Origin of the sequence: Pigmentiphaga soli, from assembly GCF_039541095.1 — a bacterium.
Lineage (GTDB): Bacteria > Pseudomonadota > Gammaproteobacteria > Burkholderiales > Burkholderiaceae_B > Pigmentiphaga > Pigmentiphaga soli.
In genome coordinates, this window is record NZ_BAABFO010000007.1 from 46,074 (window position 1) to 69,536 (window position 23,463).

A 23,463-nucleotide genomic window follows, 5' to 3' on the forward strand; every position below is an offset into this window, starting at 1 on the left:
CATGGACCGTTCCGTCTTCGCTAGGAACCTGGCGCCGGCCGCGGCGCTGTTCGCCGCCTTGGCAGCAACCCCTTGGGCGGCCGACGACTACGGCCTTTCTTTCGCGACCGGCCTGCTCATATGGATCGCGCTGGCCGAAAGCTGGGTCATCCTGTCGGGCTACGCGGGCTATGTCTCGCTGGGCCATGCGGCCTTCGTCGGCATCGGCGCGTACGCCGTGGTGCTGACCTGGGGCGTACTGCCTTTCTGGCTGGGGCTGTTGCTTGGGGGCGCCGCCGGTGCGGCGCTGGCCGCGGTGGTGGGCATTCCCTGCCTGCGGGTGCGCGGGCCGTACTTCGTCATCCTGACCCTGGCGGTATCGGAATTCGTCAAGTACGTGGTCGTCAACATCGAGGCACGGCTGGGATCCTTCGGCCGCCTGCTCATGGGCCAGCCCGAGGCCCTCACGCTGTTCCATACCGCCTGGCTGCTGGCGCTGCTGGCTTTCCTGGGGGCATGGGGAATTCGGCGGTCCAGGCTCGGCATCGGCCTGCGGGCGATCCGCGAGAACGAGATCGCCGCCGAAATGACTGGCGTGCGCGTGGGGCTGCTCAAGTCGGTGGCTTACGTGCTGAGCGCGATCGCGCCCGCGCTGGCGGGCGGCCTGATGGTGGCGCGTACGGGGTACTTCGAGCCGGCCACGATCTTCAGCCCGCAGATATCGCTGACGATCATTGCGATGTGCGCGGCCGGCGGCAGCGATGGTCCGTGGGGGCCGCTGCTGGGCGCGCTGCTCCTGACCATCCTGTCGGAGCTGCTGCGGGATGCCGCGCCGCAGCTGTACCTCATCATCCTCGGGATGCTGCTGGTCTTCTTCACGCTGAAGATGCCGGGCGGCCTGAGCGCCTGGCTGGCCGGGGCAGGCACGCGACTGCGCACCTGGTGGCGGGCGCGCCGTCCGGCGCGCGCGCGGCTGCCGCGCAGCCACAGGAGGGTGGCGCGATGAGCGGGCCGATGCTGCTCGAGGTCAACGAGGCAAGCAAGGCCTACGGCGGCCTGCTGGCGGTCGGCGGGGTGTGCTTCGCCATGCGGGAACATGAAATGGTCGGCCTGATGGGCGCCAACGGCGCCGGCAAGACCACCCTGTTCAATATGGTCAGCGGCGCCACGAAGCCCACGTCGGGCAGCATCCTGCTGCGCGGCGAACGGATCGACGGCAGGCGGCCGGACGAGATCTGCCGGCGCGGCGTCGGCCGTACCTACCAGATCGTCCGTCCCTTCGGCGGCATGTCGGTCGAAGAGAACGTCATCGTGGGATTCCGCTACGGTTCGCGGGTCGATCCGCTTGCGACGCCGTTGCACGAAGCCGTCGAGCAACTGCTGCATGAGGTCGGCCTGATCGACCAGCGCCATCGCCTGGCCAACCAACTCACCCTGGCCGCCCGCAAGCGGCTGGAGGTGGCTCGCGCGCTCGCCACGCGGCCCGTCCTTCTCATGCTGGACGAGGTCATGGCCGGGCTCACGCCCACCGAGTCGGCGGCAGCCTTGGCGATGCTGCAGGCGCTGCACCAGCGCCGCGGCATCGCCATGCTGATCGTCGAACACAATCTGCGCGCGATGATGCAGCTTTGCGAACGCGTCATCGCGCTCGACCACGGCAGGAAGATCGGCGAAGGAACGCCCTCGGCGATCATCGAGAACGAGGCGGTGATCCGAGCCTATCTGGGGGCAGAGACGGCATGACGGCCCGCATCCTGGAAGTCGAAGGCGTCCACGCCGGCTATGGCGAGATCCGCGTCCTGCACGGCGTCTCGCTGGCGATCGACGGCGGCAGCATCACCGCGCTGGTCGGCAGCAATGGCGCGGGCAAGACCACGCTGCTCAAGGTTCTGGCGGGGCTGATCCCGCCTTTGCAGGGCAGCGTCTTCTACCGGCATCGCGACATTACCGACGAAGGCGCGGCGCGCCGGGTGGCCAAGGGCATCGCGCTGGTGCCCGAAGGGCGGCTGGTGTTCCCGAATTTCAGCGTGGAGGAAAACCTGCTCGTGGGCGCGTTCACGCCGCGGGTACGGGCCGAGCGCGCCGCGTTGCTGGAGCAGATGTATGACCGCTATCCGCTGCTGCGGGAACGCCGCCGGCAAATGGCGGGCACCTTGTCGGGAGGGCAGCAGCAGTTGCTGGCGATCGCGCGCGGGCTGATGTCCCGGCCGTCGGTGCTGCTGCTGGACGAGCCCAGCCTGGGGCTGGCGCCACAGGCCGTGCGCGACCTGTTCAGGATGATCGCCGCCATTCGCGAGGCCGGCGTCACCGTCATGCTGGTCGAGCAGAACGTGCGCGCCACGCTGGAAATCGCCGATGCGGCCTTCGTGCTGGAGTCGGGCAGGATCGCGCTGTCCGGCGCCGCCGCCGACCTGGCGGCCGACGACCGGGTGCAGCGCTCCTACCTGGGTGTGTGAAGCGTGCGGCCGCGGCTGGCCACGCGTTCCCCGGCATCGGTGGTGCGCGCGGGCTTGGGCTCGGGCTTGGACTTGCGCGGCGCGGACGGCACGGTTTCAAGCGCCGGCTTGCGGCGCGCGGCAGCGGGTTTGGCGCCGCCGTGCCCGCGGCGGTCGATGCTGGCCGCCGGGCCCAGTTCGATCAGCTGTTCGGGGGTGACGTCGATCGCCATGCCGCGGGTCTGCAGCACTTCCAGGAAGCGGATGGCGGTCATCTCGCAATGCATCCGGCTGAGTATCGCCACGGTGGCCGCGTCGCCTTTCTTGAAGGCCTCGTAGATCTCGCGATGGTAGGTCGGGCCGTCGACCAGGTCCTGGGTACTGCTGAGTTCGAGCAGGATGTACGGCTGCACCTTGGCGCTGAGGTTGGAAGTCAGCAGCTTCAGCTGTTCGTCGCCGGAGGCGGCGAACAGGGCGTTGTGGAAGCGGCGGTTGAGCGTCGTCCATTTCGCCCGCTGCGCGTCGTTCATGTTCTTCGACGGGAATCTTTCGAGGGCGCGCAGGCAGCTTTCCAATTCCTTGACGTCCTCTTCCGTGCGATTGAGCGTGGCCACGTAGCCCGCGTAGCCTTCGACCAGCATGCGCATCTGCAGGAGGCCGATCAGCTCGTGCTCGTCGAGCGAGGTGACCGCATAGCCGCGCCGCGGGCGCAGCGATACCAGGCCCGTGGCCTGCAGATGCTGCAAGGCCTCGCGCAACGGCACGCGGCTGGTGTTGAAGCGGCTTGCGAGTTCTTCCTGCCTGAGCAATTGTCCCGGCTTTAGCGCGCCTTCCGTGATCGCTGTGTGAAGTTTTTCGTAGATGAATTGGGAGAGGGAAGGGATGTCCCCTTCGGTTTCGGGGGAAACTTCGCCGGCTGGAAGTTGACTGCGGCGCATATACGTCTCGTTTGAAGGGATTTGTTGATAGTATACAAAACTGACCGCCGCGGGAATCGGCGGCGCCGTGCGCACGCGCGGCGTTCGCGGCAAAGATGGCCGGCTCAAGGGTAGCCGATCGCCGTGTCAGGAAAAAGCGTCCTGGCCGGGCAATGCATAGGGGTTTGCGTGATGGCGTGCGGAGGGGGCGCACCGGCGGCACCGGTGCGCCGCCGGATGGGCCGCGTCGGCCGGCGCCGCGGGCCGGCCGAGGCCGTCACATGGCGTGTTCCGCCGGCGCCGGGGCGCCCAGCGGATGATGATGGGCGGCGCGGAATATCTGGGCCCGGATCCATTCGTTGGTCGCCGCCGCGCGGAAGGTGGCCCGGCGCTGCGCTTCCGGCATGCTGATCACTTCCCCGTACAGCTCCGACCATTTCTGGCAATGCTCGACGAGCGGCCGCTCCGACATTTCCCAGGCTTGCAGGGCGTCTGGGATTCGATCGCGGGAGATCACCGGCCGCAGCATGGCGGCAAGCGCCAGCGCGTTCTGCATGGCCATGCCGGCGCCTTGTCCCAGGTTGGGCGGCTGGGCATGCGCCGAATCGCCCAGCAGTGCGACATGGCCCCTGGACCAGGATTGCAGGTGGATGACGCTGTAGCGGTCCCAGTGTCCCAGGTCGTCCGTCACCCGATCGATGAGATGGGCCCACATCGGGAAGCTTTTCTTCCACGTGGCCTTGTCGAGCGGCAGATGGCGGCCCGGATCCGACTCCAGGGCGCTGAATGCCAGGTAGACCTCTTCGTCGTTGATCGGCGTGATGAGAAAACGGCGCTCTCCGGCCCACTGCTCTATGTATTTGCCGTGATCGGCCGGGTCGAAATCGCCGGGCCGGATATTCACGATCAGGCGCACCGAGCCTTCCTCGGTACGCCGGTTGACCGCCGCGAGGCCCAGCCCTTCGCGGATCGGCGAGCGCACGCCGTCGGCGCCCACCACCAGATCGGCCTTCAGGCTTGCGCCCGACTGCAAATGCAGGATGCCCTCGGGTTCGGCGCGGATGGCCTCGGAGTTGACCACCAGTTCGGCGCCCGCGGCCGATGCGGCATCGCGCAAGGCATGGAGCAGCCGGATGCGGGGCACGGTGAAGGTCCGCTTGTCCGGCGGCAGAACGCCCGGGTCGACGATGTGCCCGTCGGAGTCCCGGATCTCGAACGCGAAGCCGCGATGCGTGTCGCGGATGACCTGGTCCAGGCAGCCCAGGGCGTCCAGCACCTGCAGGCCGTTTTCCCAGATGTAGATGCCGGCCCCGATGGTCTGGATCCGAGGCTGGCGTTCATGGACGCGCACCGACCATCCGATGCGCGCCAAGGCCGCGGCGGTGGCCAGGCCGCCGATTCCGCCGCCGGCGATTTCTGCGTGAAAGCGGCGGCCGTGTTCACTGGCATTCATGATCTTGCTCCCGTTGTGCCAGGTTGAAGAATTCGCGCCAGCCAGGCCTGGCAAAGGGAATGGGCCGGATCGGCAAAGGCATCGACCACCGAATAATGGTGCCTGCCCGACGCTTCCACGGCCTCGGCCGGCACGCCGCCCGCTGCGCAGTGCCGCGCGTAGCCGGCGGTCTGGCGATGGAATTCGGGCGACTCCATCGCGCCGAGGGCCAACAGCACGGGCGCCCGGTTGCGGATGGGCTGGCGCACCGGGCTCAGCGCCGATACCTCCGCGTCGGTCAGCTGGAGATCGTCCTGGACCGAGACATGCTGCAGGGGATGCAGGTCGTACAGGCCGCTGAGCAGGCATGCGCCGCGGATCGCCGGCGGCGCTGCCAGGCCCTGCACGCGCCAGTCCGTCATCAGTATGGCGGCGACCAGATGGGCGCCGGCGGAATGGCCCGACAGGAACAGGCTGTCCGGGCTGCCTCCGAATGCCCCGATGTGCCGGACCGTCCATGCGACGGCGCGGCGGCATTGTTCGACGATGCCCGTGAGCGAAATGCGGGGGCACAGCTCGTAGTTCACGACCACCGCAACCACGCCGGCCTCGAGCGCGGGCACGGCTGCGAATGCGTATTCGTCCTTGTGCAACGCGCGCCAGTAGCCGCCGTGGAAGAGGATCTGGACGGGATTGCCCGGCGCGGGCCTTGCCGGCAGCAGCACGTCCAGCGTTTCGGCCGGGTGGGCGCCATAGGCGATGTCCAGGTGGCCGGCGTACTGCCGGCGCACGCCGGCGCTGGTTTCCTTCCAGCGCGCCAGGAACGCCGCCCAGTCGGCCACCTGTCGCCGCACGATGTATTGGCGATCGAGATCGTCTTCGCCCAGGTCTTTCCAATCGGCCGGTGCTGACACGTGCGACCCTCCATGGCCCCGATGCCCGGGAAAATGCATTGACGGAGATCGTATCCCTGACATGGAATTTTGTCTACAATCTACATTAGCCAGATTTCAGGATGCGTGCCGGCCAGGCGCGTGACGATAACCAGGACTTCGTGTCGAGGAAGAAATCATGTCTAGGATCGTGGGTGCCTTCTGCATGTCGCATGCCCCGCTGGCCGTCGGCGCGCCGGACGCGCCGGCCCCGGAGGCCCGGCGCAATATCGAGGCGGCCAACGCCGAATACCGGCGCCGGCTGGAGCAGGCGCGGCCGGACCTGATCGTCGCGTTCCTGGACGATCATTTCGAGAATCACTTCAGAAACCTGATGCCGGCCCTGTCCATCGGCATCGCGCCCGAGCACTCCGGTCCGGCCGCCCACATGATGGAAGTCCTGCGCTTCGAGCGTCCGGTGGCCGTGCCGGGCGACCCGGCAACGGCCGAGCTGCTGCTGCGCGAGCTGATCCGCGCGGGTTTCGACCTCACCCGCATGGGCAAGGTGGAGTACGGCAACAACCTGCTGGTGCCGCTCAAGCTGATCCTGCCCGGCTTCGACATCCCGGTGATCCCCATCTTCATCAACGTCTTCTCGCCGCCGATTCCCACCATGCGCCGCGCCTACCAGCTGGGCCAGGCCGTGCGCAGGATATTCGACGCATCGGACGACGGCCGCCGCGTGCTGTTCATGGGTACCGGCGGGCTATCGCACTGGCCGCCGGTCTGGACGGAAGGCAGCCCGGAGCACGACGCCTTCCTGCAACGGATGAAGCGTTACCAGACGGAAGGCCGGCACGTCGCGCAAGAGGACCCGGACATCTATTCCGACCTGGCCGCGTACGAAACGGTGATGGCGTCGAAGATGCAATGGCCGCTCGGCACCTCGCACTCGCTGATCAACGAACAGTGGGATCGCAGGGTGCTGGCGGCCTTCGAGCGCGGCGACGTGGAGTTCCTGTGCGGCATGGGCTACCAGGAGATCGACGACCTGGGCGGCCACGGGGGCCACGAGATCCTCAACTGGTGCGCCGTCATGGGCGCGATGAACGGTGCGCCCGCGCGGATCCTGGCCTATGAGCCGGTGCTCGAATGGATAGGCGGGATGGGCTATATCGCGTACGACGAACAGGCGGCATAAGACGTGGCACGAGGCGTGGCATGGGGCCGCGCAAGGCCGGACAAGCCCGCCGCCGCAGCCTAGCGGGCCAGCCGCCGCAATTCCCCGATGAACGCATCGACCGCCGGCGAACGGCGGCGCCCGCCGCGGGTGATCAGCGCGACCGGGCCGAACAGGCCGGGCAACGGCACCGGCAGCGCGCGCACCAGGCCGCTGCCGGAAAACTGCCCGACCAGGTCGGCCGGCATGACCGCCAGCGCCGGGCTCTTCTGCAGCAGCGATAGATTGCTCAGCAGCGAAACCGATTCGACCGCGTTGCGCGGCTTGTCGCCGGCCTGTTCCATGAACAGGATGTCGAGCCGCTGGCGCAGCGGCGCCGTGGCCGGCGGCAGGATCCAGCGCTGGCCGGTGAGGTCGGCCAGGCGGATTTTCCGCTTCTTGGCCAGCGGGTGCTGCGGCCCGCAAACCACCAGGAACTTGTCTTCGTAGAGCACTTCGAGCTCGAGCTCGTCCATTGCCGCGCCGCCCATCACGCGGCCCAGCACCAGGTCGAGCTCGCCCCGCTGCAGCGCGCCCATCAGCATGTCGTGCGCCCCTTCCACCAGCGACACCCGTACGTCGGGGCTGCGCGCCAGCAGCGAGGCGACGGCGCGCGGCACCAGTTCGGAGGCGGTGGATGTCATGGTGCCGACCGCGACCGTGCCGGCCGAGCCGCCGGCCAGCGCGTCGATTTCGTCGCGCGCGGCATCCAGATCGGACAGCAGCGCGCGGGCATGGCGGATCATGGCCTCGCCGTAGAGCGTGGCGGCCATGCCGCGGCGCGAACGCTCGAACAGCGGCACGTTCAGCGCGGCCTCCAGCTCGTGCAGCAGCTTGGTGGCGGCGGGCTGGGTCATGCCGAGCTGCGCGGCGGCGCGGCGCAGATTGGCAAGATCGCCCAGCGCCGCCAGCAGCAGGATCTGCCGCATCTTGAGCCGGCTGCGCAGCAGCCAGTGGGCACGGTCGGGCGTGGTCATGGCCTTTTTCCGATGATATGAAAATGAATATCAAACATGGCAAAAAATCTATTTTACGGTGATCAGGGCCGAATCTAATCTTGCCGCCATGCCGATGCCGCATCGGCTGCGCCGCAGCAATCGGCGCCGACCACGACAAGAGAAACGAGACAATGGCCCGCGATCTCCAGGTCGACCTCTATTGGTCGTTCCGCAGTCCCTACAGCTACCTGGCGCTGCCGCGCGTCGAGGCCTTGGCGCGCGAACGCGGCGTGCGGTGGAACGTCAGGATCGTCTACCCGCTGGCGGTTCGCTATCCCGAGCATTTCGGCCGCCAGCATCCCCTTGCGCGGCCGTACTTCTTCGCCGATTCGGCGCGCGTGGCCGAATACCTCGGCATGCCGTTCAGGCGTCCCGTGCCCGACCCGATCGTGCAGGATCCGCGCACGCTGGCGATCGCCGCCGACCAGCCCTATATCCGCCGGCTGACCCATCTCGGCATCGAGGCCGATCGCCGCGGCCGGGCGCTGCCGTTCATCGTGCAGGCCAGCCGCCTGCTGTGGGACGGCAGCGTGGATGGCTGGGACCGCGGCGACCATCTGGCGCAGGCGGCGCGGCGGGCCGGACTGGACCTGGACGACATGGAACGCGCGATCGCGGCCGATCCATCCATCCACGAGTCGGCCGTAGAGGCCAATCAGCGCGACCAGCTGGCGGCCGGCCATTGGGGCGTGCCTCTGTTCGTTTTCGACGGCGAAGCCTTCTTCGGGCAGGACCGGTTCGACCTGCTGGTCTGGCGCCTGGCGCAGCGCGGGCTCGTGCCGGCGGCCTGAGCCATGCGCGCCTCGTATCCCATCACCGACAGGATGCTCTCATGACCTTATCCAGCAATGACGTGCCGTCCGCTTTCTCCGACCTTCGCATGCTGATAGACGGACGATGGACCGCGGGCAGCGGCATGGCCGGCGAACCGGTCTTCAACCCGGCGACCGAGGGAGCGCTCGGCCGCCTCCCGCATGCCGGTCCGGACGACCTCGAACGGGCCGTGGCGGCCGCCGCGCGGTCGTTCGACGCCTGGGCGGCCACGCCGGCGTGCGAGCGGCGCCAGGTGCTGCTGCAGGCGGCGCGCCTGCTGGCTTCGCGCATCGATGCCATCGCCCGCATCCTCACCCTGGAACAGGGCAAGCCGCTGGCCGAGGCGCGCGCCGAATTGGCCGCCGCCATCGAAGTGTTCGAGTGGTATGCCGAAGAAACGCGCCGTTTGTACGGGCGAGTCATCCCGGCCCGCTCGCGCGCGGTGGCGCAGGTGGTGCAGCACGAGCCGGTGGGGCCGGTGGCCGCGTTCACGCCGTGGAATTTTCCGGCGTTGACGCCGGCGCGCAAGATCGCCGGCGCGCTCGCCGCTGGCTGCACGGTGGTTCTCAAGCCGTCGGAGGAAACACCGGCCACCGCGCTCGAACTGGCGCGCGCCTGCGTCGACGCCGGCCTGCCCGCGGGCGTGTTGAACGTGGTGTTCGGCGTGCCGGCCCAGGTGTCGGAATACCTGGTCAGGCACGCGGCGATACGCAAGATCACGTTTACCGGCTCGATCCCGGTCGGCAAGCATCTGGCCCAGCTGGCAGCGGCCCATGGCCTGAAGCGCTGCACGCTGGAACTGGGCGGCCACGCGCCGGTGCTGGTGTTCGACGACGCGCAGATCGAGCAGGCCGCCCGCGTCTGCGCGGCCGGCCGCTTCCGCAATGCCGGCCAGGTCTGCGTCGCGCCGTCGCGCTTCTACGTGCAGCGCGGCGTGGCGGAGCGCTTCACCGCCGAACTGGCCGCCGCGGCGCGCCTGCTGGTACCGGGCGACGGCCTGGATCCCGCCGCCACCATGGGGCCGCTGGCCAATCCGCGCCGGCTGGCGGCGATGCAGCGCTATGTCGAAGACGCGCTGGCCGCCGGCGGCCGGGTTGAAACGGGCGGCCGCCGCCTGGACCGGCCCGGCCACTTCTTCGAGCCCACGGTGCTCGGCGGCATGCCGGACCGCGCCGCGGCGATGTGCGAGGAAACCTTCGGCCCCATTGCGCCGGTAACGGTATTCGATACGCCGGACGAGGCGCTGGCGCGGGCCAATGCGCTGCCCTACGGCCTGGCGGCCTATGCGTTCACCGAATCGCCGCGCACTGCCGCGGCGGTGGCGCGCGGGCTGTCGGCCGGCATGGTCGGCATCAACCACCTGGCGGTGTCGCTGGCGGAAGCGCCCTTCGGCGGCGTGCGCGAAAGCGGCTACGGCTCGGAAGGGGGAACCGAAGGGCTCGACGCATACCTGTCGCCGAAGTTCGTCACCCATCTGTCGGCCTGAGGCCAGGCGCCGGCCGACACTTGCCAAAACAAGGAGGAGACCATGATGACAATCAATCGATTCGGGCGCGCCCTGCGCGCCGCATGCCTGTGCCTGCCGGCCGCCGGCCTGTCCGGCGCGGCCGGCGCGGCCGGCGCCGCGGGCGCCTATCCCGATCGCCCGGTAAGAATCGTCGTGCCGTTCGCCGCCGGCGGACCGGCCGACATCCTGGGGCGGCTGGTTGCGGCCGGCCTGGCCGACAGGCTGCATGGCACCTTCGTGGTGGAGAACAAGGCGGGCGGCGGGGGCAACATCGGCACCGCGCAGGTGGCACGCGCCGACGCCGACGGCTACACCCTGGTCATCGGCTATATCGGGCCGTTCGGCATCAATCCGTCGCTGTACAAGAAGCAGTCGTTCGATCCGGTGAAGGATTTCGCGCCGGTCTCGCTGCTGGCCACCAGCCCGCTGGTGCTGGTGACCCGGCCGGGATTGGGCGCCGGCAGCGTGGCGGAACTCGTCAAGCTGGCCAGATCGCGTTCGATGGCGCTGACCTATGGCTCGGGCGGCGTCGGCTCGGCCAACCACCTGGCCGGCGAACTGTTCAAGACGGCCACCGGCGTGGACCTCGTCCACGTGCCCTATCAGGGCATCGCGCCGGCCACCACCGATCTGCTGGGCGGCCAGGTAGACCTGATGTTCAACGGCATTTCGTCGGTGTTGCAGTACGTCAAGGCCGGCAAGCTGCCGGCCCTGGCCGTCACCACCGCCGCACGGGTGGATTCGCTGCCCGATGTGCCGACGATGGAAGAGGCCGGCGTGAAGCCTTTCGACGTCTCGGCCTGGTTCGGCCTGCTGGCCCCGCGCGGCACGCCGCCCGCGGTGCTGGCCAGCCTGGAGGCCGCCGTGCGCGACACCATGAACTCGCCCGAGGCATCGGCGCGACTGGCCGCCACCGGCATGCAGCGGCGCCTGATGCCGCAGGCGGAATTCGGGCGCTTCATCGAAAGCGAAGTGAAACTGTGGTCCGGCGTCGTGCGCGCTTCGGGCGCCAGCGCGGATTGAAATGCTGCCTTCGCGCCGCGCGCGCGGGCAGCAACGAAAACATCGAGGCGAGCATGACCGACAGGCCGAACATTCTTTTCATCATGGCGGACCAGCTCACGGCGTTCGCGCTGCGCGCCTACGGCAACCGCGTCTGCCGCACGCCGAATCTGGACGCGTTGGCCGCGCGCGGCACGGTGTTCGAACACTGCTACTGCAATTTTCCCGTGTGCGCGCCATCCCGGGCCTCGCTGCTGACCGGCCGGCTGGCATCGAGGCTGGGCGTCTACGACAACGCCTGCGAATTTCCGTCCAGCGCGCCCACGATCGCCTACTACATGAGCGCGCTGGGCTATCACACCAGCCTGGCGGGGAAGATGCATTTCGTCGGTCCCGACCAGCTGCACGGCTACCAGGAACGGCTGACGACCGATATCTACCCCTCGGATTTCGGCTGGACGCCGGACTGGCGGCACATGGTCCCGGTGGCCGCCACCGGCCTGAACCTGCGCAGCGTGGTCGAATCGGGCACCTGCCGCCGCAGCCTGCAACTGGACTACGACGACGAAGTGGCGGCGCGCGCCGTGCAGCGCATCTACGACTACGGGCGGTCGCCGCAGGAACGGCCGTTCTTCTTTACCGTGTCGTTCACCCACCCGCACAACCCCTACGTCATCACCGAGGACTACTGGAACCGCTACGACCCGGCGCGGATCGACGCGCCGCGCGTGCCGCCGCTGCCGCCGGACCGGCACGATCCGCACAGCCGGCGCCTGCGCGACATCTACCGCTTCGACGAATACCGCGTATCGCCCGAAGACGTGCTGCGCTCCCGCCATGCCTACTACGCCATGATCAGCTACGTGGACGACCAGGTCGGCCGCCTGTTGCAGGCTTTGCGCGACATGGACCTGGAAGACGACACCGTCGTGGTGTTCACCTCGGACCACGGCGACATGCTGGGCGAGCGCGGCCTCTGGTACAAATGGACGCTGTTCGAAGGCGCCGTCCGCATCCCGCTGATCGCCGCGGCGCCCGGGCAGCGCCCCTTTCGCGTGGCAACCCCGGTTTCCCTGCTCGACTTGCTGCCGACCTTCATCGACCTGGGCGGCGCCGCCGGCCGCGGCCTGCGGCCGGTGTCGGAAACGGAAGGCCGCAGCCTGGCGCCGTGCCTGGCCGGCGGCCCCGCGCCGGCGCCGCGGCCGGTATTCGCGGAAATGACGGCCGACGGGGCCGTCCGCCCCTGCCTGATGGTGCGCAAGGGGCCGTGGAAATACATCCATTGCGAAAGCGACCCGCCGCAACTGTTCCAGCTGGAACGCGACCCGGTCGAAGTGGAGAATCTGGCCGGTGGCCGCGAGGCGGCGGCGATCGAAGCCGAATTGCGCGCGCTGGTGGCCGCGCACTGGGACGAAGCCGGCCTGGCGCGCGAGATGCAAGCCAGTGCCGCCCGCCGCCTGTTCATCCAGCAGACCCGGCAGGCGGGCCGCTTCGAGCCCTGGGACTACGAGCCGCGCAAGGATCCGTCGCGGCAGTTCGTGCGCAGCGGCGAGAACGGCTCGGCCACGACGGTGAAGGGGCGGGCGCGCTATCCGTTCGTGGCGCCCAAGCCGCCCGACAATCCGCGCTGACGGGACTGCGCTGCTGTCCGCGCAGGCCGGGCCTCTAGCGCACAGGCAGGAAATTGAAAAGCAGCAGCCCTTGCGCGTAGTTGATCCCTACGCGCCGCATGTTCTCTCCCAGCAGATTGGCCACTAGGTCGAGCCTTCCGATGATGGCGCCGAATTCCCGCTCGAAGCTGAGGTTGGTGGCCGTGGCGCTCATCTCGTTGGCGAGCAGCAGCGGCGCGCCACTGGCCGTGCGTCGCGAGGCCAGCAGCCATGCGGCGGCTTCGACGTTGCGCGCCGCGTTGTAGACATGCTGGCCATCGAGCACGTCCAGTACGTAGAAGCGCGTTTTCCCGCCGTGCGCGGTGATCAGCGTGTCGGCCAGACCGTAGATGAAGGCCGCGACGCGGTCGTCCTGGTAGTCGGGGTCGAGCGCCATCGAGAGGATCTGGATATCGTGGAAACCCGCCAGCCCTTTGGGTGGACGGCGTGCCTCGATCAGCGCGCGTACGTCGGCCACGGCGGCTTCGCGGCTGGCATGGCCGGCCTTGCGCCATTCGTTCGGATTGCGGCGATATAGCTTGTCTAGCAGGGTGTAGAGGCTGGCGAGGTTGTCGCGCATCGCCAGCGTGACGGTGCGGTTGAAGTCGGTCTGGATCAGCTGGTCGCCCGACATCGGCTCCTGGTTCGCCCCTTTCCAGTCGGGATCCTGGGGCGTGGAACAGCCGCCCGCGATCAAGCTGAAAGCCAATCCGAATGCGCAAGCGGCAGCGCGCCGTGTCGCCATGGTACCTGGTCCGTTCAAGGCATCGCTGGCCGGTTGCCAGCTTGCCGACAGGCAGGACTTTACCGTATGGCGCGGGGTGGCCCGGCAAGGTCTGTCAGGCCCAGAGCCGCTTCGGCATCGGCAGCCCTTGATACAGCTCCACCGGAATCTGCAGTTCGGCCCCCACGCCGGCCGCGACGTGATCCAGCTGCCGCGCATGCTGGGCCGAATGCCATACCCCGCGTTCCAGCACGCCTTGCGAGGGCTGGTCGCCGTAATACGTCTGCATCCGTTCCGAAATCGACCGCACGCCGTCGCCGCGTCGCCATGCGCGGTATTGCGCGATCATCGCGTCCGCATAGCGCAGCAGTTCTTCGCGGCCCGCGAGTTCCGCACGCGAATCGCCGGCCACCGCGCGGAAATCTGTTTTTTCGTCCGCGATCGACAGCATGAAGGCCTCGACGATCTGGAACACGTGGGCGCTCAGGTCCTTGACCGTGCGCGGCCGCGTGGACACCGCCCGGCGTTCCAGCAGGTCGTCGTCGAAGCTGGCGACGATGACGCGCGCCCGTTCCAGCACGGCCTCCCAGCGTTCCAGCAACTGCTGCGGCGCCAGCCGTTCGCGGTCGCGCGAGGCGCCCAGCAGTTCGGCTACGTCGTCCACCGATTGGGCGTAGATGTACTGGTCGCCCTTGCGGACCACGGGGATGCTGCGCAATCCGGCGGCCATGATTTCCTTCATCGCCTCCCGGTCTTCCAGCACATTGATGGATTCGAACGGGATGCCTTGTTCTTCCACGAACTCCTTGGTTTTCAGACAGCTGGAGCAGCCCGGCTGCCAATAGACGGAGACCTCGGGCCGGCCGCTTTTGTCGGTGGCGAGCGAATACACTTGCATGATGTCGTCCTCCTGATGGCGCAAGCCTAAAAGCGGGCCTATGGATTGTCAACAAAATTGAAGCGAAAAAAGGGAAATCCTGGACTATATGCAGGAAGGAACGCAGGATAACGATGAGTTTTGTCGACAAAATGGCCGCCGCCTGGTGGCACACCGCAGGAGCCGGATCGCGATGAGCGTCATTCCCGTCCCCGCCGATTCCACCGCCCAGCGCCACGGCCGCGAGGTCGAGCGCGTGTTCGAGCTCATGCTGGCCGAGATCATCGCCGGCACGCTGGCCCCTGGCATGAAGCTGAACGAGGCCGAGCTGGCCCGCCGCATGGACGCCAACCGCGGCCCGATCCGCGAGGCGATCCGGCGCCTGGAAGGCAGGGGGCTGGTGGTGTGCAAGCCCAATGCCGGCGCCCGCGTCATCCGGCACAGCCCGAAGGAAGTGCTCGATACCTACGCGATGCGCGAGTCGGTGGAGGGCTTCGCGGCGCGCCTGGCCGCGAAGAACATGAGCGAAGCGGAGATCGATGGCTTGCGGGAGACCACGCGGCTATCGCGCGCTGGCGACCTGGACCAGGCCAGCTTCCACCTGCAGATCGTGCGCGGCAGCGGCAACTACGCCATCCGCAAGCTGCTGAACGACGAGTTCTACCAGTTGCTGAAATTGTGGCGCACCAATTTCCCGTGGCTGCGGCATGCGGATGCCCGCAGCTGGTTCGACCATGACCGCATTACCGAAGCCATCGCCTACCGCGATGGCGATTCGGCGGAATTGCTGATGCGCAATCACCTGAAGCGGCTGGGGGAAGTGATCTTGCAGAATCTGCGCGAGGCGGGCGGGCCGGAAGCGCAGCCCTGAATTACATGCTGCGCGCCGCCAGCCCGGACAGATAGTAGGTGACGAGCACGAAGGCCGTGGCGACTTCCAGCCGGTTGAGCCCACGCGGCAGTCGCGGCTGCAGCAGCAGCACGACGGTACCGAAAAGCATGACGGCCCAGATGACGGCGGCTAACGCGACCAATGATCCTCGTCTCCTCGAACGGGTACGGCAGAGACAGAAAATACAGCGACCTGAATCAATGATAGCGCAGGCTCGCGTCGTCTTCGAAGCCCCCCAGGGCGCCGGCGGGCACCAATGCCGCTATTTTCTTGCAAGAAAACTTAAATGCCCGGGCTGGGTACGCTTTTTGCGGAATGCATCGCGTCTTCAACACAAGGAGAACGACCATGCATAAATTCCGCATGACGGCCCTGGGCCTGGTGCTTGCCTTCGGTACCGGCAGCGCCGCGCTTGCCGCCGGCCTGTCGCACGGCGACGCCACCTTCCTGGAGGAGGCGGCCGACGCCGGCCAGCTCGAGATCTCGGCCAGCCAGATCGCGCTGCAGAAAAGCACGCGTACCGATATCAAGGATTTCGCCCAGATGATGGTTGACGACCACACCAAGGTCGCCAACGAACTGCAATCCCTGGCCACGTCCAAGGGCGCCAAGCTGCCGGCCGAGCCGTCGCGCAAGGTGAGCCGCAAGGTGAACGACCTGCAGAAAAAGACCGGCGCTGACTTCGACAAGGAATACGCGAAGGAAATCGGCGTCGATGCCCACGAAGACGCGGTGAAGAAATTCGAGAAGGCGTCCAAGAACGCCGACGACGCCGACGTAAAGGCCTGGGCGGCCAAGACCCTGCCTAGCCTGCAGGCCCACCTGGCCAAGGGCAGGCAACTGCGCGACGCCACCAAGTAAGGTGGCGTTCCCCGGCGGCCGCGGCGGGATCGCGGGCGGCCACCGGGGCGAGCCAAGGATCCATCGAGGGCGGGGCCCGCCGCCCGGCGCGGCCGGGCGTTTCTGCTATGCTTCGCGCGCCCGGGGGGTAGTCATCCCCGGCGCCGTGGCGGACGCGCCAAGGTCCGCCGACAACGACATAACGGACGAGACAACGCCATGGATCCTGCCTGCTTCGCGCGCCGCTGCGGCGCGCTGCTGTCCGCATTCGCCTGCATGCTCCCCGCCGCCCGCGCGGCCGACTATCCCACCCGGCCGATCCGCATCGTGCTCGGTTCCGGGGCAGGCGGACTGGCCGACGTCACTACCCGCCTGCTGGCCCAGAAACTGGCCGAACGCCTCGGCCAATCGGTCGTGGTCGAGAACAAGCCGGGCGCCGGCGGCATCACCGCCACCGACACGGTGGCCAAGTCCGCGCCCGACGGCTACACGCTGATGGTCATGGTCACCGGCAACACCATCGCCAAGTCGTTGCTGAAGTCGCTGCCCTACGACCTGGAAAAAGACTTCACCCCGATCGGCAGCATCGCCTTCTTCGACCTGCTGCTGCTGGTCAGGAACGACGGCCCGCTGCGCACGCTGGACGACCTGCGCAAGCTGGCGGCCTCGCGGCCGGGCGGCATCAACGTCGGCACCACCAGCACCGGCAGCGTGCAGAACTTGACGGCCCACCTGTTCGGCTCGCGCACCGGCATGAAGATCAGCATCATTCCGTACAAGACCTCGGGCGAGATCCTGATCGGCCTGATGCGCGGCGACGTCGACATCGGCTTCGACGCTTACACCAGCCTGAAATCCGGCATCGACAGCCACCAGATCCGCGCCATTGCCTCGACCGGCCCGCAGCGATCCGATATGCTGCCTGCGGTGCCGACCATGAAGGAACTCGGCCTGAAGGACTACGAGGTCATCGGCTGGAACTCGTTGTACGCGCCCGCCGGCACGCCGCCGCAGGTCGTGGCGCTGCTGAACCGGAACATCGGCGAAATCCTCGCGCTGCCCGACGTCAGGAAGCGCTTCCTCGAACTCGGCGTGGAGGCCCGCGCCGGCACGCCGCAGGAAATGGCCCGGCTGATGAAGAGCAACATCGACCAATGGGCCGCGGTCATCAAGAGCGCGGGCATCGAACAGCAATAACGGGACACGCAACGGAAACGCCATGGTCCACGTCGCCAAGCCGCCGGATCCGAATCCGGTCGCGCCGCGCCTGAAATGCCCCGCGGGGGCCGTCGACGCGCATCTGCACCTGTTCGGCCCGGCCGAACGCTATCCCTTCGTGCCGGAAACTCAGTACCTGTCGGGCGACGCGCTGCCGGAAAGCTGCATCGCCATGCATGACGTGCTGGGCATCGCCCACGGCGTGATCGTCAGCGGCGGCGCCTACGGCCGCGACCCGGCCCACCTGCTGGACGTGCTGGCACGCTTTCCCGGCCGCTTCCGCGGCGTCTGCGTGCCGGCCGACGACCTCGGCCACGAGCAGATCGCGCACATGGACGCGCTGGGCGTGCGCGGAGTGCGCTTCGTCAGCGATGCGCGCGGCGCGCACCTGCCGCGCATCCTGCCCGACCTGGCCGCCCGCGTGGCCGAGCATGGCTGGCACGTGCAGTTCTATGCGCAGGGCACCGACATCGTCGACCACGCCGAACGCCTGCGGCGCCTGCCCAACCAAATCGTCATCGACCATTTCGGCTCGATGCCGGCCGAACTCGGCGTCGACCAGCCCGCCTTCCGTGCCGTGCTGGACCTGCTCGACACCGGCCGCGTGTGGGTCAAGCTGTCCGGCCCGATGTACTGCTCGCGCCAGGAGTTTCCCTACGCCGACATCGTGCCCTTCGCCCACGCCTTGGTGCGGCATGCGCCGGAGCGGCTGGTATGGGGTTCCGACTGGCCGCACCTGCACATGAAAGAGCGCAGCATGCCCAACGACGGGCACCTGCTGGACCTGCTGCTCGACTGGGTGCCCGACGCCGCCACGCGTGACGCCATCCTGGCCGCCAATCCCGCGCGGCTATACGGTTTCTGAACGGAGCATGAACATGAGCATCACGGTAGCGATCGTCGCGCCCGGCGAAATGGGCAGCGCCATCGGACGCGAACTGCGGGCCGGCGGCGCGCGCGTGTTGACCTCGCTGCAAGGGCGCAGCGCGGCCAGCGCCGCCCGGGTCCAAAAGGAAGGCTTCGAGGCCGTGGCCGACGACGATGCGCTGGTGGCGCAGGCCGACTACCTGCTATCGGTAGTGCCGCCCGGTTCGGCCGTGGCGCTGGCCGAACGCTTCGCGCCGGCGCTGGCGCGCGCCGCGCGCAAACCGGTCTATGCCGACTGCAACGCGGTATCGCCCGGCACCGCGCGCGAGATCGGCCGCATCCTGGCGCCGTCGGGCTGTCCGTTCGCCGACGGCGCGCTGTTCGGCGGCCCGACCTCCGGCAAGCCCGGCATCGTCCTCTATGCCAGCGGCCCCGGCGCAGCGGCCATGACGCGGCTGGCCGAGTTCGGCCCGAAGGTACGCGTGATGGAAGGCCCGGTCGGCGCCGCCTCCGGCATGAAACTGTCGTTCGCCGGCATCAACAAGGGCTTCACCGCGCTCGGCGCCTTCATGATCCTGGCCGCCACGCGTGCCGGCTGCACCGCCGAAGTCCGCCAGATGCTGGCCGATACCCAGCCGGCACTGCTGGCCTACATGGAAAAGTTCGTGCCGGCGATGTTCCCCAAGGCCTATCGATGGGAGCCTGAAATGCGCGAAATCGCCGCCTACCTGGGCAGCGAAGACCCCCCCGCGGGGGAAGTCTTCACCGCCATCGCCCGGCTGTACGGGCGCCTGGCGCAAGACCTGGCCGCCGGCGGCCAGGGCGAGATCGCCGACCTGGCGCGCTTCTGCGGCGCGGCCGTGCCGGGGACGGCCCGATGACGACGCAAGTTCCCGCCATCGAGCCGCCGCTGGTCGACGCCCATGCGCACATCTACACGCTCGACATGCCGATGTCCGGCTCGGCCTGGCACAAGCCGCCGGCCGACGCCACCATCGGCCAGTACCTGAAGACGCTGGACGACCACGGCGTGCGCTTCGCGGTGATGGCCGCCGCCAGCATCTACGGCGACTACAACGACTACGCCATCGATGCCTGCCGCGCCCATCCGCGGCTGCGCACCACCGTCATCGTCGACCCCGGTATCGACCGCTACGTGCTGGAACAAATGAAGGCCGACGGCGTGGTCGGCATCCGCTTCCAGCGCCGCAACGTCAAGACCCCGCCCGACCTTGCCACGCCCGAATACCGCAAGCTGCTGCGGCGCGTGGCCGACCTCGACTGGCACGTCCACCTGCACGACGAAGGCGCGCGCCTGCCGCCCGCCATCGCGGCGCTGGAGGCGGCCGGCGTCAAGCTGGTGATCGATCATTTCGGGCGGCCGACGGCCGAACTGGGCGTCAATTGCCCCGGCTTCCAGGCCGTGCTGCGCTCGGTGGAGCGCGGCCGCACCTGGGTCAAGCTGTCGGCGGGCTTTCGCATGCCGTCGGACGAGGCGGCGGCCCGCTACGCGGCCGAACTGCTGAAGGTGGGCGGGCCGGAACGGCTGGTGTGGGGCAGCGACTGGCCCTTCGCCGCCTACGAATCGAAGGTGAGCTACCAGGACACGATCGACAGCTTCGCCAGGTGGGTGCCCGATCCGGCGCTGCGGCGGCGCATCGGGGGCGAGACGCCGCTGGCGCTGTACTTCTCGTAGGCGCCCCGATCCGGAGTGCGGCGGCGAAGACGTGCCGGGCGTGCTTCTTGCTGAACCGCAAGCCCGCCAGGGCAAGCGCTCTGCGCGCGCCGCCACCCAGGATGCGGCGGCGCCGGCGGGCCGACTTCATTCCGGAGCCCTCCATGACTTCTACCTGGAAATACACGCTCTACGCGGCCCACGGCCGCATCTATGCGGAAAACGTAGACGGCAAGCTGATCGACATCGGCGCGCTGCATCAGGAAGGCGGCAGCTACGGTTTCCGGCTCGACACCGACAACGTGCGCGCCGATGGTTTCGACACGCCGGAACAGGCGCTGCGGGCCATCGGCAGCACCGTCACGCTGCCCTACCTGGACGGCCAGTTCACCGCGCTGGCCGACGCGCGCCGCGAAGCGGACCTGCAAGGCGACGTGCCGCGCGCCGTCATCGTGCTGTCCGAGCACCGCGCGCCGGCCGGCTGAGCCGCGGCCGCAGGCCGTCACAAGACTTCGATTACAACGCCAGGTAGACCATGCTGATCCGGCCGCGCCCGGCCGGCGCGTCTACCGCCTTGCCAGGTGAGCCCATGGATGCCATCCGCGCGACCGCATCGTTCATGAAAACGCACGACCTCGTGCTGACCACCGCCGAATCCTGCACGGCCGGGCTGATCGCCTCGACGCTGGCCGAACTGCCCGGCGCCGGCTCGCTGCTCGACAGCGCCTTCGTCGTCTATTCGCCCGACGCCAAGCAGCGCTGCCTGGGCGTGCGGGCCGAGACGATCGAGCGGCACAACCTGACCAGCGAACCGGTGGCGCGGGAAATGGCGCTGGGCGCGCTGGCGGCCACCCGTGCCAACGTGGCCATCGCCAATACCGGCGTGACCGACGACACCGACCCCCGGATCCCGGCGGGCACCCAGTGCTTCGCCTGGGCGTTCCGCAAGCGCGACGGCAGCATCGCGCTGCGTTCCGAAACCCACGTATTCGAGGGCAGCCGCAACGAAATCCGCGAGGCCAGCGTCGAACTCGCGCTGCGGCGGCTGCCCGAACTGTACCGGCAGGCGGGCGCCGGCGATTAGGCCGGCGCGCCGCCGCCGCGCGCTCAGGACGTCCGGCCGGCCGGCTCGTCGGCGTCGAGCTGCCCGCTGCCCAGTTCGGCGCCCGTCATCGGATTGGACTGCGGGTCGGATGCCGTACGCGCCGCCATCTGCTCGACCGCCACGCTCTGCTCCGGCGTCAGCGCCGTTTCCGGCAGCCCGCTGCCGCCGTCGACGGCAAGCTGCTGTTCGCGGTCGGAGATGTACTGGAACTGCTCGTCGCTGTTCCACGGCCCGCGCATATCGCCTTCGCCCTGCGACATGTTGAAGTAGACCCTGGCGAACTCCTGCCGCGGCGGCAGCTTGCCCGGCGGGAAATTCGGCTGCATCGAATACAGCGCCTTCTCGAACGACAGCTGGTGCGCCACCTCGCGGGTCATCAGGAAGCCCAGCGCTTCCTTCACGCCGGCATCGTCGGTGACGTTGATCAGGCGTTCATAGACGATCTTGGCGCGCGCCTCGGCCGCGATATTGGAGCGCAGGTCGGCCGACGGGTCGCCGATGGAATCGATGTAGCCCGCCGTCCACAACTGGCCGCCCGAATTGGTCAGCGCCGGGCCGCCGCCGTACAAGACCTGGGTCACGTGCGAATCGTTGCCGGCGCCGTTGATGGCCCGGTAAAGCTCGGCGGCCTCCTGGGTCGCCTCGGCCAGCTCGCCCTTGGCCCCCTTGTTCAGCATCGCGACGATGGTGCCGATCACCTCCAGGTGGCTGAGCTCCTCGGTGGCGATATCCATGAGCATGTCCTTGCGGCCTGGATCGTCTTCCGCCAATGCCTGAGTGAAATAGCGCAAGGCGGCAGCCAATTCGCCCTGCGGACCGCCGAATTGCTCCAGCATGAGGTTGGCGAGCCCCGGATTGGGCTCCGCGACGCGAACCGTGTATTGCAGGCGTTTGTTGTGAGCAAACATGGAAGTCTCCACGACAGGGTTGAGGAGGCCTGCCTATCGCACGCGCCGTGCCTACCCCGCAGGCATGGGGCTTGCGGGACGAGGGGACTCTGTTTGCCGGGATCGCTGCCATGATCTTTCGTCCGTCCGTTTTCTCCATGGCCCTTCGTCCGTTCGTTCTCCCGTGCCTGGGCGTGCTCGCGGTGTCCGGGCGCGCGCCGGCCGGGAAGGCCCCCGCCGGCCGGCCCGCGGGCGGGCGCTCCGACGCGGCGCAGCCGCCGTCGGCGGAGCCCGACGCCGACCGCACCGCCCAGGGCACGACCGAAGAGGGCGGGCTGGGCGGCCGCGCCGGCGTGACCGCGCCGGGCAAGGCCACGCAGGGCGGCCCGTCGGCGCCGGCCGGCCATACGCCGGGCCTGCGCATCGGCCGCCGGGGCCGGCGCTAGCACGCCGGCCCGGCGGCCAGGCCGGGATATCATTGCCGCACGACATCGTTTCCGGATCCCGCCCCCCATCATGCTAGCCATCGAGATTTCCCGCCCCGGCGGCCCCGAAGTCCTGGTTCCCGTCGAGCGCCCCATGCCCGAGCCCGGTCCCGGGGAACTGCTGATCAAGGTCGCGGCCGCAGGCGTCAACCGTCCCGACGTGTTCCAGCGCCAGGGCAGCTATCCGCCGCCGCCGGGCGCCTCCGACCTGCCCGGCCTGGAAGTGGCCGGCACCGTGGCCGGCATCAACGGCGAGGCGGCCGGCTTCGCGGTGGGCGACCAGGTGTGCGCGCTGGTCAACGGCGGCGGCTACGCCGAATACTGCACGGCGCCGGCGGTGCAATGCCTGCCCGTGCCGCAGGGCCTGTCGCTGGTGGAGGCGGCCAGCCTGCCCGAAACCTATTTCACGGTCTGGAGCAATGTGTTCGACCGCGGCGGCCTGCTCGACAGCGGTTCGCTGCTGGTCCACGGCGGCGCCAGCGGCATCGGCACCACCGCCGTCCAGCTGGGCGCCGCGCTCGGCATGGAGGTCTACGCCACCGCGGGCAGCGACGCCCGGGTGCAGGCCGTTCAGCGCCTGGGCGCCAAGGCCGGCATCAACTACAAGACGCAGGATTTCGTGGCCGAGATCAAGCGCCTGACCGAAGGCCGCGGCGTCGACGTCATCCTCGACATGGTGGGCGGCGACTATACCCCGCGCAACCTCAAATGCCTGGCCGACGACGGCCGCATCGTGCTGATCGCGCTGCTGGGCGGCTCCCGCGCCGAGATCGACCTGGGCCAGATCCTGCGGCGCCGGCTCAGCCTGACCGGCTCCACGCTGCGGCCGCGCTCGGCCGAGTTCAAGGGGCGGATCGCGCGCGACCTGCGCCGCCACGTATGGCCGCTGTTCGAGGCCGGGCGGCTCAAGCCGGTGGTGCATGCCACGTTTGCGCTGGGCGAGGCGGCCAAGGCGCACGCCATGATGGAGGCGGGCGAGCAGATCGGGAAGATCGTGCTGACGGTGTAGCCGGGCCGGCTGCGGGCGGCCGGCGGCCGCCAAAGCGCATCCTTTTGCGACACGGCCTGCA

General features: G+C 68.7%; 26 protein-coding genes. 18 read left to right on the forward strand and 8 right to left on the reverse strand.

The genetic code is table 11. The features are described 5' to 3' along the window. Position 1 precedes the first annotated feature (1 nt). Genes ABD927_RS08935 through ABD927_RS08945 form a run of 3 tightly spaced genes read left to right on the forward strand, consistent with a single transcriptional unit; the run spans position 2 to position 2,435 of the window. Positions 2–985 carry a branched-chain amino acid ABC transporter permease gene (locus tag ABD927_RS08935; protein ID WP_345248471.1) on the forward strand — a complete coding sequence of 328 codons (984 nt, stop codon included), beginning with the start codon at positions 2–4 and terminating at the stop codon, positions 983–985. Next, positions 982–1,722, forward strand: coding sequence for an ABC transporter ATP-binding protein (locus tag ABD927_RS08940; RefSeq protein ID WP_345248473.1), 741 nt, complete (start codon positions 982–984; stop codon positions 1,720–1,722). The genes ABD927_RS08935 and ABD927_RS08940 overlap by 4 nt, the downstream gene beginning before the upstream one ends. Further along, positions 1,719–2,435, forward strand: coding sequence for an ABC transporter ATP-binding protein (locus tag ABD927_RS08945; RefSeq protein WP_345248475.1), 717 nt, complete (start codon positions 1,719–1,721; stop codon positions 2,433–2,435). Before ABD927_RS08940 ends, ABD927_RS08945 begins: the two co-directional genes overlap by 4 nt. On the opposite strand, the gene ABD927_RS08950 is transcribed toward ABD927_RS08945, so the two are convergent. From ABD927_RS08950 to ABD927_RS08960, 3 genes are all read right to left on the reverse strand, one after another. Beyond that, on the reverse strand, positions 2,420–3,352 hold the full coding sequence (locus ABD927_RS08950; protein WP_345248477.1) for a GntR family transcriptional regulator: 933 nt from the start codon (positions 3,350–3,352) through the stop codon (positions 2,420–2,422). The genes ABD927_RS08945 and ABD927_RS08950 overlap by 16 nt on opposite strands. Positions 3,353–3,608: 256 nt before the next feature. After that, on the reverse strand, positions 3,609–4,784 hold the full coding sequence (locus ABD927_RS08955; protein ID WP_345248479.1) for an FAD-dependent oxidoreductase: 1,176 nt from the start codon (positions 4,782–4,784) through the stop codon (positions 3,609–3,611). Next, positions 4,781–5,677: an alpha/beta hydrolase gene (locus tag ABD927_RS08960; RefSeq protein ID WP_345248481.1), complete on the reverse strand. Its 897-nt coding sequence runs from the start codon at positions 5,675–5,677 to the stop codon at positions 4,781–4,783. Before ABD927_RS08960 ends, ABD927_RS08955 begins: the two co-directional genes overlap by 4 nt. A 157-nt stretch (positions 5,678–5,834) precedes the next feature. Between ABD927_RS08960 and ABD927_RS08965 the strand changes: the two genes are divergently transcribed. Next, positions 5,835–6,836: a DODA-type extradiol aromatic ring-opening family dioxygenase gene (locus ABD927_RS08965; protein ID WP_345248483.1), complete on the forward strand. Its 1,002-nt coding sequence runs from the start codon at positions 5,835–5,837 to the stop codon at positions 6,834–6,836. 59 nt (positions 6,837–6,895) lie between these two features. Here ABD927_RS08965 and ABD927_RS08970 read toward each other — a convergent pair whose 3' ends face one another. After that, positions 6,896–7,831, reverse strand: coding sequence for a LysR substrate-binding domain-containing protein (locus tag ABD927_RS08970; RefSeq protein WP_345248485.1), 936 nt, complete (start codon positions 7,829–7,831; stop codon positions 6,896–6,898). A 152-nt stretch (positions 7,832–7,983) separates the two neighbouring features. Between ABD927_RS08970 and ABD927_RS08975 the strand changes: the two genes are divergently transcribed. From ABD927_RS08975 to betC, 4 genes are read left to right on the forward strand one after another with little or no spacing between them, the layout of a single operon-like run. After that, a complete protein-coding gene (locus ABD927_RS08975) occupies positions 7,984–8,643 on the forward strand; it encodes a 2-hydroxychromene-2-carboxylate isomerase (protein ID WP_345248487.1) in 660 nt (219 codons plus the stop codon). Positions 8,644–8,684: 41 nt separating this feature from the next. Further along, positions 8,685–10,151 (forward strand): NAD-dependent succinate-semialdehyde dehydrogenase, encoded by a 1,467-nt coding sequence (locus ABD927_RS08980; RefSeq protein WP_345248489.1) that lies wholly within the window; start codon positions 8,685–8,687, stop codon positions 10,149–10,151. A gap of 45 nt (positions 10,152–10,196) precedes the next feature. Continuing rightward, complete coding sequence (locus ABD927_RS08985; RefSeq protein ID WP_345248491.1) at positions 10,197–11,195, forward strand: tripartite tricarboxylate transporter substrate binding protein; 999 nt, start codon at positions 10,197–10,199, stop codon at positions 11,193–11,195. A 53-nt stretch (positions 11,196–11,248) separates the two neighbouring features. After that, the gene (betC, locus tag ABD927_RS08990; protein WP_345248493.1) at positions 11,249–12,805 is read left to right on the forward strand and encodes a choline-sulfatase; all 1,557 of its coding nucleotides are present in this window, start codon (positions 11,249–11,251) and stop codon (positions 12,803–12,805) included. Positions 12,806–12,839: 34 nt separating this feature from the next. On the opposite strand, the gene ABD927_RS08995 is transcribed toward betC, so the two are convergent. Together ABD927_RS08995 and ABD927_RS09000 are read right to left on the reverse strand one after the other, a co-directional pair. Continuing rightward, positions 12,840–13,568 (reverse strand): hypothetical protein, encoded by a 729-nt coding sequence (locus ABD927_RS08995; protein WP_345248495.1) that lies wholly within the window; start codon positions 13,566–13,568, stop codon positions 12,840–12,842. Between the two features lie 94 nt (positions 13,569–13,662). After that, positions 13,663–14,445 carry a glutaredoxin family protein gene (locus ABD927_RS09000; RefSeq protein WP_345248497.1) on the reverse strand — a complete coding sequence of 261 codons (783 nt, stop codon included), beginning with the start codon at positions 14,443–14,445 and terminating at the stop codon, positions 13,663–13,665. A gap of 172 nt (positions 14,446–14,617) precedes the next feature. Here ABD927_RS09000 and ABD927_RS09005 point away from each other — a divergent pair, with 172 nt between their 5' ends. Next, positions 14,618–15,295: a GntR family transcriptional regulator gene (locus ABD927_RS09005; protein ID WP_345248499.1), complete on the forward strand. Its 678-nt coding sequence runs from the start codon at positions 14,618–14,620 to the stop codon at positions 15,293–15,295. Position 15,296: 1 nt separating this feature from the next. Here ABD927_RS09005 and ABD927_RS09010 read toward each other — a convergent pair whose 3' ends face one another. Continuing rightward, complete coding sequence (locus ABD927_RS09010) at positions 15,297–15,458, reverse strand: hypothetical protein (protein ID WP_345248501.1); 162 nt, start codon at positions 15,456–15,458, stop codon at positions 15,297–15,299. A gap of 206 nt (positions 15,459–15,664) precedes the next feature. Between ABD927_RS09010 and ABD927_RS09015 the strand changes: the two genes are divergently transcribed. The 7 genes from ABD927_RS09015 (at position 15,665) to ABD927_RS09045 (ending at position 21,000) form a co-directional block, all read left to right on the forward strand. After that, positions 15,665–16,177, forward strand: a complete 513-nt coding sequence (locus ABD927_RS09015; protein WP_345248503.1) for a DUF4142 domain-containing protein — start codon at positions 15,665–15,667, stop codon at positions 16,175–16,177. A 198-nt stretch (positions 16,178–16,375) separates the two neighbouring features. Next, on the forward strand, positions 16,376–17,353 hold the full coding sequence (locus ABD927_RS09020; protein WP_345248505.1) for a Bug family tripartite tricarboxylate transporter substrate binding protein: 978 nt from the start codon (positions 16,376–16,378) through the stop codon (positions 17,351–17,353). 22 nt (positions 17,354–17,375) lie between these two features. Then, complete coding sequence (locus ABD927_RS09025) at positions 17,376–18,239, forward strand: amidohydrolase family protein (RefSeq protein WP_345248507.1); 864 nt, start codon at positions 17,376–17,378, stop codon at positions 18,237–18,239. 13 nt (positions 18,240–18,252) lie between these two features. Next, the gene (locus tag ABD927_RS09030; RefSeq protein ID WP_345248509.1) at positions 18,253–19,122 is read left to right on the forward strand and encodes an NAD(P)-dependent oxidoreductase; all 870 of its coding nucleotides are present in this window, start codon (positions 18,253–18,255) and stop codon (positions 19,120–19,122) included. Then, positions 19,119–19,937, forward strand: a complete 819-nt coding sequence (locus tag ABD927_RS09035; RefSeq protein WP_345248510.1) for an amidohydrolase family protein — start codon at positions 19,119–19,121, stop codon at positions 19,935–19,937. Before ABD927_RS09030 ends, ABD927_RS09035 begins: the two co-directional genes overlap by 4 nt. A gap of 143 nt (positions 19,938–20,080) precedes the next feature. After that, positions 20,081–20,401: a hypothetical protein gene (locus ABD927_RS09040; RefSeq protein ID WP_345248512.1), complete on the forward strand. Its 321-nt coding sequence runs from the start codon at positions 20,081–20,083 to the stop codon at positions 20,399–20,401. A gap of 104 nt (positions 20,402–20,505) precedes the next feature. After that, positions 20,506–21,000, forward strand: a complete 495-nt coding sequence (locus ABD927_RS09045) for a CinA family protein (RefSeq protein ID WP_345248514.1) — start codon at positions 20,506–20,508, stop codon at positions 20,998–21,000. A 23-nt stretch (positions 21,001–21,023) separates the two neighbouring features. Here the strand turns inward: ABD927_RS09045 and ABD927_RS09050 are convergent, their stop codons facing one another. Beyond that, the gene (locus ABD927_RS09050; RefSeq protein ID WP_345248516.1) at positions 21,024–21,929 is read right to left on the reverse strand and encodes a manganese catalase family protein; all 906 of its coding nucleotides are present in this window, start codon (positions 21,927–21,929) and stop codon (positions 21,024–21,026) included. A gap of 137 nt (positions 21,930–22,066) precedes the next feature. Here ABD927_RS09050 and ABD927_RS09055 point away from each other — a divergent pair, with 137 nt between their 5' ends. Next, positions 22,067–22,354 carry a hypothetical protein gene (locus ABD927_RS09055; RefSeq protein WP_345248518.1) on the forward strand — a complete coding sequence of 96 codons (288 nt, stop codon included), beginning with the start codon at positions 22,067–22,069 and terminating at the stop codon, positions 22,352–22,354. Positions 22,355–22,424: 70 nt separating this feature from the next. Further along, positions 22,425–23,402, forward strand: coding sequence for an NAD(P)H-quinone oxidoreductase (locus tag ABD927_RS09060; protein WP_345248520.1), 978 nt, complete (start codon positions 22,425–22,427; stop codon positions 23,400–23,402). The last annotated feature ends 61 nt before the right edge of the window (positions 23,403–23,463 follow it).

What these genes read in the sequence shown, in the direction of transcription:
- ABD927_RS08950 (WP_345248477.1), bottom strand. Translation starts at nt 3,352, where the DNA reads ATGCGCCGCAGTCAACTTCCAGCCGGCGAAGTTTCCCCCGAAACCGAA.
- ABD927_RS09040 (WP_345248512.1), top strand. Translation starts at nt 20,081, where the DNA reads ATGACTTCTACCTGGAAATACACGCTCTACGCGGCCCACGGCCGCATC.
- betC (WP_345248493.1), top strand. Translation starts at nt 11,249, where the DNA reads ATGACCGACAGGCCGAACATTCTTTTCATCATGGCGGACCAGCTCACG.
- ABD927_RS08985 (WP_345248491.1), top strand. Translation starts at nt 10,197, where the DNA reads ATGACAATCAATCGATTCGGGCGCGCCCTGCGCGCCGCATGCCTGTGC.
- ABD927_RS09050 (WP_345248516.1), bottom strand. Translation starts at nt 21,929, where the DNA reads ATGTTTGCTCACAACAAACGCCTGCAATACACGGTTCGCGTCGCGGAG.
- ABD927_RS08940 (WP_345248473.1), top strand. Translation starts at nt 982, where the DNA reads ATGAGCGGGCCGATGCTGCTCGAGGTCAACGAGGCAAGCAAGGCCTAC.
- ABD927_RS08945 (WP_345248475.1), top strand. Translation starts at nt 1,719, where the DNA reads ATGACGGCCCGCATCCTGGAAGTCGAAGGCGTCCACGCCGGCTATGGC.
- ABD927_RS08955 (WP_345248479.1), bottom strand. Translation starts at nt 4,784, where the DNA reads ATGAATGCCAGTGAACACGGCCGCCGCTTTCACGCAGAAATCGCCGGC.
- ABD927_RS09025 (WP_345248507.1), top strand. Translation starts at nt 17,376, where the DNA reads ATGGTCCACGTCGCCAAGCCGCCGGATCCGAATCCGGTCGCGCCGCGC.
- ABD927_RS08975 (WP_345248487.1), top strand. Translation starts at nt 7,984, where the DNA reads ATGGCCCGCGATCTCCAGGTCGACCTCTATTGGTCGTTCCGCAGTCCC.
- ABD927_RS09020 (WP_345248505.1), top strand. Translation starts at nt 16,376, where the DNA reads ATGGATCCTGCCTGCTTCGCGCGCCGCTGCGGCGCGCTGCTGTCCGCA.
- ABD927_RS09055 (WP_345248518.1), top strand. Translation starts at nt 22,067, where the DNA reads ATGGCCCTTCGTCCGTTCGTTCTCCCGTGCCTGGGCGTGCTCGCGGTG.
- ABD927_RS09035 (WP_345248510.1), top strand. Translation starts at nt 19,119, where the DNA reads ATGACGACGCAAGTTCCCGCCATCGAGCCGCCGCTGGTCGACGCCCAT.
- ABD927_RS08965 (WP_345248483.1), top strand. Translation starts at nt 5,835, where the DNA reads ATGTCTAGGATCGTGGGTGCCTTCTGCATGTCGCATGCCCCGCTGGCC.
- ABD927_RS08995 (WP_345248495.1), bottom strand. Translation starts at nt 13,568, where the DNA reads ATGGCGACACGGCGCGCTGCCGCTTGCGCATTCGGATTGGCTTTCAGC.
- ABD927_RS09045 (WP_345248514.1), top strand. Translation starts at nt 20,506, where the DNA reads ATGGATGCCATCCGCGCGACCGCATCGTTCATGAAAACGCACGACCTC.
- ABD927_RS09030 (WP_345248509.1), top strand. Translation starts at nt 18,253, where the DNA reads ATGAGCATCACGGTAGCGATCGTCGCGCCCGGCGAAATGGGCAGCGCC.
- ABD927_RS08935 (WP_345248471.1), top strand. Translation starts at nt 2, where the DNA reads ATGGACCGTTCCGTCTTCGCTAGGAACCTGGCGCCGGCCGCGGCGCTG.
- ABD927_RS08980 (WP_345248489.1), top strand. Translation starts at nt 8,685, where the DNA reads ATGACCTTATCCAGCAATGACGTGCCGTCCGCTTTCTCCGACCTTCGC.
- ABD927_RS08970 (WP_345248485.1), bottom strand. Translation starts at nt 7,831, where the DNA reads ATGACCACGCCCGACCGTGCCCACTGGCTGCTGCGCAGCCGGCTCAAG.
- ABD927_RS09005 (WP_345248499.1), top strand. Translation starts at nt 14,618, where the DNA reads ATGAGCGTCATTCCCGTCCCCGCCGATTCCACCGCCCAGCGCCACGGC.
- ABD927_RS09015 (WP_345248503.1), top strand. Translation starts at nt 15,665, where the DNA reads ATGCATAAATTCCGCATGACGGCCCTGGGCCTGGTGCTTGCCTTCGGT.
- ABD927_RS09060 (WP_345248520.1), top strand. Translation starts at nt 22,425, where the DNA reads ATGCTAGCCATCGAGATTTCCCGCCCCGGCGGCCCCGAAGTCCTGGTT.
- ABD927_RS09000 (WP_345248497.1), bottom strand. Translation starts at nt 14,445, where the DNA reads ATGCAAGTGTATTCGCTCGCCACCGACAAAAGCGGCCGGCCCGAGGTC.